Origin of the sequence: Rathayibacter oskolensis, from assembly GCF_900177245.1 — a bacterium.
GTDB lineage: Bacteria > Actinomycetota > Actinomycetes > Actinomycetales > Microbacteriaceae > Rathayibacter > Rathayibacter oskolensis.
The window spans coordinates 209,254-219,196 of record NZ_FXBM01000004.1; the positions used below are offsets into that span (position 1 = coordinate 209,254).

Below are 9,943 nucleotides of genomic sequence, written 5' to 3' on the forward strand. Positions count from 1 at the left end.
CGATGGACGGCGACAGCGCCTCCCGAGCATCGCCCGCTCTCCGCCCGCCCGCCGATGCGCCCACCGCGCGCGGCCGGCCCTCGGTCGGCTCGTGGGCACGCGCCCGGTTCTCGAGCCTCGGCGCGCCGCCGACCGGGCGCCGAGTGCCGGGCAGCGTGACCGTCTTCGTCCTCGTCCTCGTCATCGGAGCCGCCGCCTCCGTCGTCTCGGTCTCGTCGGGGGCGGGCATCACCTACCGCGACGAGCAGCTGCACCTGACCATCGCCCGGAGGCTCGTCGACAGCACGTCGCCCGGATTCCAGCAGCTCGGCACCGTGTGGCTCCCCGTGCCGCACCTGATCCTCGCTCCGTTCGTGATCGACTTCGGCTGGTGGGTCAGCGGAGCCGGCGCCGCGGCCGTCGGGACGCTCTGCCTCGCGCTCTCCGCCTCCGCCCTCTACCGGATCAGCGCACGGATGCGCTTCGGCCGCACCGCGCGCCTCGCGACGGTCGCGGGCTTCGTCAGCAGTCCCGCCGTGCTCTACGTCTTCACGACCCCGCTCACCGAGCCGGTGCTCATCGCCGGTCTGCTCGGATGCGTCGCGGGCCTCGCCCGGTGGGCCACCGACCGCCGCCCGCACTCGATCGGGGAGACGGCGGTCTTCTGCGGGGTGCCGCTGGCGATCGCGGTGATGTCGCGCTACGAGGGGTGGGCGCTGCTCCTGGGCGGCACGGCGTTCGTCCTCGTCGTCTCGTTCCGGCGCGACCGCCGGATCGCCCGTGCGGTGGCCTCGGCGATGGGCCTGGCGCTGCCCTCCCTGGTCGCGATCGCGTGGTGGCTGGCCTACAACACGGCGATCTACGGCAATCCGCTCGAGTTCGCGAACGGCCCGTTCTCGGCCGCCGAGCTCCAGCGCGGCATCACGGAGGCGGGGCTCGTCACCACCGCCGGCAACCCCGGGATGGCGGTCTACGTCTACGTCTGGAGCGTCGTCGAGGCGTTCGGCCCGGTGACGGTGGCGCTGACCCTCGCCGGCGCGGCGGTGCTCGCCGTGCGCGACGGGCTCTCCGACCGCGCCCTCCTGCTCGGGCTCACCGCGGTGCCGGCACTCTTCTCCCTGGTCAGCCTCGCCGCCGGGCAGTCGGTGATGTACAGCGACCACACCCTGCCGACGGGCTGGTGGAACACCCGCTACGCCCTGGTCGCCGGGCTCGTCGCGGCCGTGATGATCGGGTTCCTCGTGCAGACGGTCGTCGAGCTGCACGGCCGCGGAGGAGGGTGGCTCGCCGGGCGGACCTTCCGGCCCGCGCTCGGCGCCGTGGTGCTCCTCGCCCTCGGCGGCCAGTCGCTGTGGATGCTGGAGGAGCCCGGTCGCGTCGCGGTGCTCGCCGAGGCAGCCGACCAGCGCGTCGCCTTCGCCGACCTCCGCCGCTCCTTCACCTGGCTGGGCGGCGAGTACGACGGCGGCGGGATACTCGTCGACGAGAGCCAGAACCCCTTCGTCCTCGACCTCGGACTGCCCCTGGTCGAGCTCGTCGACTACGCGGCGGGCGAGGCGTTCGTCCGTGCGCAGGAGGATCCGAAGGGCGCCGTCGAGTGGATCCTCCTCAACGAGAGCAACGACTCCGACACGATCACGAAGCTCCTCGCGGCGCACCCCGAGCGGCTCGACCGCTTCACCCTCGTCCACTCCGACGGGCCGTACCGCATCTACCGGAGGTGGTGAGCGGGGTCCGCCCGGCACCCTCGCCCTGTCCTGCGCCGCGGGAGCCCGATCTGAGTAGGCTCCGCCTCATGGACTCCCTCCGATCCGCCGTCGACCGCGCCCTCTGGGGAACTCTCGCCGGGGCGGCCCCGTCCGAGGCGCCCGTCGAGGAGACTCCGAGAGGAGCGTGGAACTCCGTCGACAGAGTCGACGCGGTCCGGAGCGCACTGGGAGATCTCGGTGCGGGAGTCCGAGGCGACATGGCCCTCTACGCGCTTCTCATCGGCGGGCGACTGGACGACATCCACGAGTCGGTCTCATCGCTCGCGCTGACGGCGGAGGCCATCGCGAGCATCGTGGCGAATCCGCTCTCGACTGCGGCCTCCGAGCTGTTCCGGCGAGGGACCCGTGCCGCGTCGCGGGGCTGGACCAGTGATGCGATCGAGGAGTTCGAGGCGGCCATCGCGAAGGACAAGTACTTCGCACCGGCGCACCTCCATCTCGCCCTCGCTCATCTGTCCGCCGGTGATCCGGACTCCGCGGTCCGCTTCCTCTCGAGTGCGGCGAAGTACGGTGCAGTCGACTTCCCCGCCGAAGCCGTCGGGAGTGCTCTGCTCGCAGCACGCATCCTGATCGACCGAGGCGATCCGGAGGGAGCGCGGTCCGCTCTGTCGATCGTCGCCCGTCTCGAGCCGGAGGTTCCGGAACTGTCCCTCGCGCGGGTGCAGGCCGGGGCGGACGCACCGCATCTCGTGACCGCGCTGACCCTTGCTCCGGAGCTGGTCGCGCTCGTTCCCGATGCCGACTCGCGGTACGCCGATGCTGTCGCAGTCGTGGCGTCGACGGCCGGGGGCCCCGTGGAGCGGGCCTCGGAGATCGTCGGACTCTGCCGGACCGTCGATGACGTCGCACGACGACTGAACGTCCGGATTCCGGGATCGACGCTTGCGGCGATCGAGGAGATCGGGCCCGGACTCGGATCCGGGAGTCCGTCGTTCCGCCTGCTGAGCGCCGGTGCGATCCTCGCGATCTGGTCGTCCGACCAGCGGAAGCTCGCGTGGTCGATCGGCGGTCTCGTGGTTCAGCACGAGACTCGAGCCAAGCGGATCATGAGCAGCCTGCAACCCATTCCGAACGGTGGGTCGCCCGAGATGATCAGGGTGCGGAAGGAGCAGCAGGAGCTTCGCGAGGAGTGGGCGAGAGTGCTGCGGCCGAGCGAGCGCCAGGAGCTCGCCGACCTCGTACCGGAGCTGCAGGCCGTCGTCGCGCCGCCCACGTCGAGGATCGTCCCGTGGCGTCACGACGGTGATCCCTCGTCGTCGCGGCCTGTCCCGTCCGCCGACGGCCGGGACGACCGCGGCTGGTGACGTCCGGACCCCCCCGGGCTTCTACTGTCCTTCCCCGGTGGGCCGCTGACGTTCGCCTTCGTCTTCGCCACCCGCGACGGCCCCGTCACGGAGCTGACCATCGAGCCGGCCTGACGAGGACCGTGCGGACGGCGGAGGAGCGGATCCGGCGACTCGATTCGAGTACGGGGGAATTTCCGAGCCGCCTCTCGCCTTCTTCTTCCTGTGTGCAATATATTGCATGCAATACGCTGAAGCTGACCCAAGGAGAGACCATGTCCGCCACCGCCTTCGCCCCCGAGAACCACGCGCCGACCGTCGTGCTCGTCCACGGCGCCTTCGCCGAGTCCGCGAGCTGGAACGGAGTCGTCAGCCGACTCCGCGCCGAGGGGCTGCCCGTCCTCGCCGTCGCGAACCCCCTCCGCGGCCTCGCTCCCGACGCCGAGTACCTCCGCAGCGTTCTCGACGGCATCGACGGCCCGGTCGTCGTCGCCGGTCACTCCTACGGCGGCTCCGTCGCGAGCGAGGCGACCGAGGGTGCGGCGAACGTTCGTGCTCTCGTCTTCGTCGCGAGCTTCCTCCTCGAGCCGGGCGAGAGCACCGGTGAGCTCGCGGGACGGTTCCCGGGCGGTGAGCTCGGCCCGGCCCTGACGCCCGTCCCCTACTCGGCCGGCTCCTTCTCGGGAGACGACCTCTACATCCAGCAGGACCGGTTCCGCGAGGTCTTCGCCGCCGACGTCGACGAGGCGACGACGGCCGTGATGGCCGCGACCCAGCGCCCCATCGCCGGCGCAGCCCTCGAGGACGCGGCCACCCGCGCCGGTTGGCGGAGCATTCCCTCCTGGACGCTCGTGACCCGCCAGGACCTCGCGGTCCCGGCCGAGTCGCAGCGCTTCATGGCCGAGCGCGCGAACTCGCACGCGGTCGAGATCGACGCCTCGCACGCCGTCACGGTGTCGGAGCCGGACGCGGTCGCGGACCTCATCCTCGACGCGGTCCGCGCGACCCGCTGATGACCGCCGGGAGGCCGGCTCGCTCCTCGGAGTCGAGCCGGCCGCCCCGATCGGGGGAGCGAGGCCGATGACCGTCGAGGTGTTCGGGATCCCGCTGTGGGCGGAGCTCGCTGCCGCCGGCCTCGGTGGTCTGCAGGGGGCCCTTTTCGCGGCCGCCTCGCGGGATCGTCGCATCGACGTCCTCGGCGTGATGATCCTCGGCATCGCGGTGGCGCTCGGCGGGAGCGTGCTGCGCGACGTCGTCCTCGACCAGCCCCCGGTCGTCGTCTGGAGCGGCGGCCATCTCGTGGTGGCGTCGTTCGCCGCCCTGGTCGGAATGGCCGTGGAGCCGTTCCTCCGGCACGTGGATCGCGTGATCCTCGTGCTGGATGCGGTGGTCATCGGCACCTTCGGTGCCATCGGGACCACCAAGGCTCTCGCACTGGGCGTGGGTGAGGTGGGCGCGCTCCTCGTGGGAGTCGTCGCTGCGGTCGGCGGGTCGATCCTCCGGGATCTGCTGCTCGGCCGGCCGGTCGAGCTCCTGCAGGTGGGGTCGCTGTTCGCGGCCGCGGCCGGCGCCGGCGCGGCGACCTCCTCGCCCTGGTCGCTCTCGGCGTCCCCGTCGTGATCGCTGGCCTCGTCTGCATCGTGGTCACCGCGGTGCTGCGACTGGGCTCCGTGCGCTTCGGCTGGACGTTCCCGGAGCAGCGCTCGCTGCTGCGGTCGCGGGTCTGAGCCGCGCTCGCACCACCCGCCTCGGACACCGGTCCGGGGCCATCACCACTGCTCCGAAGGAGGAGGAATGACCGATCGACACCGCATCGCGACGGTCCCGCCGTCCGCTCCGCACCGCGCGGAACGGTCCGCCGAGGGCATCGTCCGCGACGCGACAGCCATCGTCCGACCACGACCTCAACGACGTATCCAATATATTGCCCAGTGCTATCGTCGCCCCATGCCCATTCCGACGACAGCCGCTGTCTCACCCCGGTCGCTGCTGCGCGACGACGTCTACCGCGCTCTCCGAGACGCGATCGTCGACGGGACCTTCGAGCCGGGGGAGCGGCTGCGCGATCAGGAGCTCGAGGCGTGGCTCGGGGTGAGCCGGACGCCGATCCGCGAGGCGCTGCTCCGTCTCGCCCGCGTCGGACTCGTGACGGCGAAGCCGGGCAGGGCGACGATCGTGACCCCCTCCACCACCAAGAGCGTCAGCGACGCGCAGCAGATCGCCGCCTCGATGCACGAGCTCGCGACGCGCTTGGCCGGGCCGTCGGTGACTCCGGAGTCGCTCGACGCCATGGAGGCGGCGAACGCCGCCTTCGCGCGGGCGCTCGAGCGCACCGACGTCGAGCGGGCGCTGGAGGCCGACGACGCGTTCCACGCGGTGCTGACGCGTCTCAGCGGCAACGGGATGATCGACGACGTGCTCGAGCAGGCGACTCCGCTCATCCGCCGAGCGGAGCGCCAGCGCTTCGGGTCGCTGGCCGGCCGCGAGTCGGTCGAGCAGCACCGGGCGATCGTCGAGCGCCTGCGGGAGCGCGACGTCGAGGGTGCGGCCGCCCTCAGCCGTGAGAACTGGATGACCCTCGACCGCCATCTGCACGAGGAGGAGGAGGGATGACGGGCGCGCCTTCGATCACCGAGACCCTCGCCGAGCTGCGGACGAGCGCGCTGGTCACCGCGGCCCTCGCCTCGGCGCTCGGAGACGAGCGTGCGTCCACTCCCGCCGAGGCGCTCTCCGTCGATCCGGCCCGCGCGGCCGTCCTCGGCGCGCTGCCCGATGCGGAGTCGATGCTGAGCGCCCTCTGGGAGGGTCGCCGATCGCGGAGCAGCAACCTGGTGAGCGGACTGAGCCAGGCGGCGGCGGCCGCCGGTGGGACGATGCGGGCCTGGTCCGACCTCGGTGACGACGTCATGATCGCCCAGGGCCGCTCGTCCGCGCTGATGGCCCGCGTCCTGCTGTCGGCGGTGGCCCCGGCCTACGGGCTCATCGGCGCCGTCGCGCCGTCGCGGGTGCTGGATGTGGGCACCGGCATCGGAGCGATCGCGACGGCCCTCGCCGAGGGGCTGCCCGACGCCCGGGTCGTCGGCATCGACATCGCGGAGCGGCCGCTCGAGATCGCCCGCGACCTCCTGCGCGACGCGGATCCGCGGGTCGCCCAGCGGATCCGCCTCCGTCGCGAGGACGTGACCGAGCTCGCCGACGAGGAGCGCTACGACGTGGTCTGGATGCCCCTCCCCTTCCTGCCCGATGCGATCGTCGATCGAGCGCTCGACCGCGCGATCGGAGCTCTGCACCCGGGTGGCCTGCTGGTCCTGGGAACCGGCGCCCCGATCGCCGATGAGCGGCTGAGGGCGGCGGAGGCGTGGCTCGCCTCCTTCACCGGGGGAGGGACGCTGACCACCGACGAGGTGGTGGGCCGGCTCACGCGGCGGGGTCTGCAGCGGGTCCAGCGGTTCGACACCGTGCCCGGCGGCCCCGTGCTGGTCGGAGCCGTCAGGCCGCGCTAGGGTCCGACCCGGCTTCCTGCTCCGGCGGGAGGAGCCCGCGCTCGCGCATCCGACCGGCCGACTCGATCGCGTCGGCGACGAACCGCCAGGTCGCGCGGTGCGGGTCAGAGGTGGCGGATCCCGTGCGAGAGGGTTCGGGCCCACGGTGAGCCGATGTCGAACAGGTCGGCCTGGACGATGAGGTGGCACAGCTGCCCGTAGGCCATGAAGCGCTGGACGTCGTCGATGCCCGCGGACGAGGCGGTGGCGACCGCCTCCGTCGTCTTGGCCAGGCCACGCCGAACGGCGTCGCGGATCTCGGGGACGTCGCAGGCGCTCGTCGCGTGGACCTGGAGCGCGATGAGATCGCGGTCCGTGATCAGCTCGACGTAGGCGTCCCTCATGGCGTCGAGCTTGGCCTCCGGTTTCGTGGACGACGACCTCGCGGCGCCGGCGGTCATGGCCGCTGCGACCTGGTCGTAGCAGCTGTCCACCGCGTCGACGAAGAGGCCGAGCTTGCCGTCGAACAGGCGGAAGACGTAGGCGGGGGACACCTCCGCCGCGGCGGCGATGTCGGCGACCGGAGTCGCGCGGTAACCGCCGCGAGCGAACACCCGCACCGCATGGCCCAGGATGCGGCGCCGCTGCTGCTCCGCAGTCGACCTCGTGCCGGGTTCGTTCGTGGTGGTGCGCATCTGAGTGAGTGAACAGTGACAACAGCCTCCTGTCAACGCCACGTCGCCGGCTTCCCGGCATCGCCGACCGACTCGACGCTCCGCCGGTGGAGATCGTCGAGGACCGCTTCGGCTACGAGGCTGACTGATCGAGAACGCCCCTCGTGTCGGTTCCGTCGAGGATCTCGCTCCGGATCCGGGCGGCGACGGCATCGCGGAGGGGCCGCACGTTCTCGGCACTCCAGTCGGTCGGGTCGGGGAACGACCACTCGAGGAACCGGCCGGCCGGAGTCGCGGGGAGTGCGAGTCCGGGCTTCATGGCGACGACGATGTCCGCGTTCTCGAGGTCCTCGACGGTGACCGCGCGGGGCGTGCGATCGCCGATGTCGAGCCCGAGTTCGGCGACGGTCGCCGCGATCGCGGGGTTGACGGCGTCGGCCGGGGAGAGGCCTGCGGAGGTGGCGGTGCAGCGGTCTCCGGCGAGGACTTCGAGCAGGCCTGCGCCGAGCTGGGAACGGCCGGCGTTGTGCTGGCAGAGGAAGAGGACGGTGGGCTTCTGGGTCATGCGGGGATGCTGCTTCCGGTCGTGGTGCGGGTCCAGGTCTGGGTGGCGATCTGCACGGCGTCCCACGGGGAGCCGAGCGGTGGCGTGTAGGAGAGATCGAGGTCGCTGATCTGCTCGACCGTGAGGCCGGCGAACAGGGCCGTCGCATACGTGTCGACCCGCTTGGCGGTCTCGGTGCCGAGGCGGCCGACGAGCTGCGCGCCGAGAAGGCGTCCGTCGCGGGTGTCGCCGGTGATGCGGATCGTGATCGGCTGCGCACCCGGGTAGTAGCGCTTGTGATCGTCCGCGACCGCGGTCGTCGTCGCGGGTGCGAAGCCGGCAGCGACGGCCTCGTGGTCGCGGAGGCCCGTGCGGGCGGCCACGAGGTCGAAGACCTTGACGACCTGGGTGCCGACGGATCCGGCGAAGCGGGCGTCGCCTCCGATCGCGTTCTCGCCGGCCACGCGGCCCTGCTTGTGCGCGGTGGTGCCGAGCGGCAGGTAGGTGCTGCCGAGGAGGCGGTGGTGGGTGGTGACTCCGTCGCCCGCCGCGAAGACGTGCGGAAGGCCGGTCCGCATGGCCTCGTCGACGGCGATGGCGCGGCCGGCGCCGAGGGACGCTCCGGCGCGGGCGAGGAGGTCGGTGTTGGGCGTCACGCCGACGACGAGGAGGACGACGTCGGCGGTGTGCACGAGGGGAGTGCCGGAGTGGGAGGCGTGCACGGCGAGTCCCGTCGCGGTCTTCTCGATCGTGGCGACGGTGGTGCCGGTGCGGACGTCGACGCCGTGCTCGGTGAGCTCGGTGCGCACGAGCACGGAGAGCTCCGGGTCGAGGGTGGAGAGCACTTCCTGGCCCCGCTGCAACTGAGTGACGCGGAGGCCTCGGACGGTCAGCGCTTCCGCCATCTCCAGGCCCACGTAGCCGGCGCCGACGATGATGGCGGTCTGCGGATCGTGCTCGTCGAGGTAGCGCTCGAGCGCGAAGGTGTCGCCCATCGAGTGCAGCACGTGGACGCCGTCGTCGGGCCCGAGCGCGCCGAGGCCCGCGATGCCGGCGTGTGAGGCGAGTGCGCCCGTGCCGACGATGAGCTCGTCGTAGCTGACGCGATCGAAGGACCCGTCCTGGGCGCGGACGGTGAGCTGCTGCCCGGCGACGTCGATGTCGGTGGCGACGGTGTTCAGCCGAAGCCTCATGCCCGTGGCTTCGAGGTCGGCGTGGGTGCGGTGTGCGAGCGACTGCCACGGCTGCACCTCGCGCGAGAAGTAGTACGGGATCCCGCAGATCGAGAAGTTCGGGTCCGCGTCGGCGACGACCACGGTCACGTCGACGGACGGGTCGAGCTCGCGGGCGCGCAGCGCGGCGGAGATCCCCGCGTCGCTGCCTCCGATGGCGACGAGATGCATGCTGTCCTCCGTCCGCGCCCGGGGGCACCGTATTGATGGCGGTCTATGTATCGGCGAGTCTGCTGAGTGCAGGTGAACGCGGGATGAACCGGACGGGGTCGATCCGCGCCGCGTCAGGGGGCGGTGGTGTGCCCGGGCGTGAGGGCGCGCACGGCGACGGAGGCGAGGAGCGCGCCGAGCAGTTGCGCGCCGACGAAGAGCGGCGCCGAGCCGGGGGCGATGCCGGCGAAGGTGTCGCTGAACATCCGGCCGAGGGTGATCGCGGGGTTCGCGAAGCTGGTGGAGCTGGTGAAGAAGTAGGCGGCGCCGATGTACGCCGCGACCGCGCCTGCCGCGGAGACCGACCGGCCGGTCCTGGCGAGGAGGAAGATCACCATCACGAGTCCCGCGGTCGCGACGACCTCCGCGACCAGGTGCCCCGGAGTGATCCGGTCGGTACCGCTGAGCGTGACCGGCGGGAGGTCGAACATGACGTTCGCCACGATGGCGCCCGTGATGCAGCCGAGGATCTGCGCCCCGATGTACGGCGCGATGTCTCGGGTGCTTCGGTAGCCGAGGGCGAGGTCGACGGCCGAGACGACCGGGTTGAAGTGCGCGCCGCTGATCGGCCCGAGGACCGTGATCAGCACGAACAGGCCGAACGCGGTCGCGATCGCGTTGACGAGCAGCTGCACGCCGACGTCCTCGGAGAGGCTCGTCGCAGCGATGCCGGAGCCCACGACGATCGCGGTCAGGGCGGCGGAGCCTCCGAACTCGACGGCGACACGGCGGGGGAGGGCGGCGGGAGGCGTGGTCACGCGCCTACTATC

At 72.1% G+C, this 9,943-nt stretch carries 10 protein-coding genes; 6 read left to right on the top strand and 4 right to left on the bottom strand.

Annotated features, from left to right (window positions below; genetic code table 11):
* Positions 1-2 precede the first annotated feature (2 nt).
* The 6 genes from B9Y99_RS18075 to B9Y99_RS18100 all read left to right on the top strand — a co-directional run bounded on the left by B9Y99_RS18075 (position 3) and on the right by B9Y99_RS18100 (position 6,534).
* Positions 3-1,706, top strand: a complete 1,704-nt coding sequence (locus tag B9Y99_RS18075) for an ArnT family glycosyltransferase (protein WP_085478036.1) — start codon at positions 3-5, stop codon at positions 1,704-1,706.
* A gap of 68 nt (positions 1,707-1,774) precedes the next feature.
* Positions 1,775-3,052 (top strand): tetratricopeptide repeat protein, encoded by a 1,278-nt coding sequence (locus tag B9Y99_RS18080; protein WP_085478037.1) that lies wholly within the window; start codon positions 1,775-1,777, stop codon positions 3,050-3,052.
* Between the two features lie 254 nt (positions 3,053-3,306).
* Entirely contained in the window at positions 3,307-4,044 is a 738-nt protein-coding gene (locus B9Y99_RS18085) for an alpha/beta fold hydrolase (protein ID WP_085478038.1), read from the top strand.
* 67 nt (positions 4,045-4,111) lie between these two features.
* Entirely contained in the window at positions 4,112-4,651 is a 540-nt protein-coding gene (locus tag B9Y99_RS18090) for a trimeric intracellular cation channel family protein (RefSeq protein ID WP_342097158.1), read from the top strand.
* A gap of 327 nt (positions 4,652-4,978) precedes the next feature.
* Positions 4,979-5,644: a GntR family transcriptional regulator gene (locus B9Y99_RS18095; protein WP_085478039.1), complete on the top strand. Its 666-nt coding sequence runs from the start codon at positions 4,979-4,981 to the stop codon at positions 5,642-5,644.
* On the top strand, positions 5,641-6,534 hold the full coding sequence (locus B9Y99_RS18100) for a class I SAM-dependent methyltransferase (protein ID WP_085478040.1): 894 nt from the start codon (positions 5,641-5,643) through the stop codon (positions 6,532-6,534). The genes B9Y99_RS18095 and B9Y99_RS18100 overlap by 4 nt, the downstream gene beginning before the upstream one ends.
* Before the next feature lie 104 nt (positions 6,535-6,638).
* Here the strand turns inward: B9Y99_RS18100 and B9Y99_RS18105 are convergent, their stop codons facing one another.
* The 4 genes from B9Y99_RS18105 to B9Y99_RS18120 all read right to left on the bottom strand — a co-directional run bounded on the left by B9Y99_RS18105 (position 6,639) and on the right by B9Y99_RS18120 (position 9,931).
* Positions 6,639-7,208 carry a TetR/AcrR family transcriptional regulator gene (locus B9Y99_RS18105; protein ID WP_085478041.1) on the bottom strand — a complete coding sequence of 190 codons (570 nt, stop codon included), beginning with the start codon at positions 7,206-7,208 and terminating at the stop codon, positions 6,639-6,641.
* Between the two features lie 112 nt (positions 7,209-7,320).
* The gene (locus B9Y99_RS18110; RefSeq protein ID WP_085478042.1) at positions 7,321-7,752 is read right to left on the bottom strand and encodes an arsenate-mycothiol transferase ArsC; all 432 of its coding nucleotides are present in this window, start codon (positions 7,750-7,752) and stop codon (positions 7,321-7,323) included.
* Positions 7,749-9,134, bottom strand: coding sequence for an FAD-dependent oxidoreductase (locus tag B9Y99_RS18115; protein WP_085478043.1), 1,386 nt, complete (start codon positions 9,132-9,134; stop codon positions 7,749-7,751). Before B9Y99_RS18115 ends, B9Y99_RS18110 begins: the two co-directional genes overlap by 4 nt.
* Positions 9,135-9,247: 113 nt before the next feature.
* Positions 9,248-9,931, bottom strand: coding sequence for an aquaporin (locus B9Y99_RS18120; RefSeq protein WP_085478044.1), 684 nt, complete (start codon positions 9,929-9,931; stop codon positions 9,248-9,250).
* Positions 9,932-9,943 lie beyond the last annotated feature (12 nt).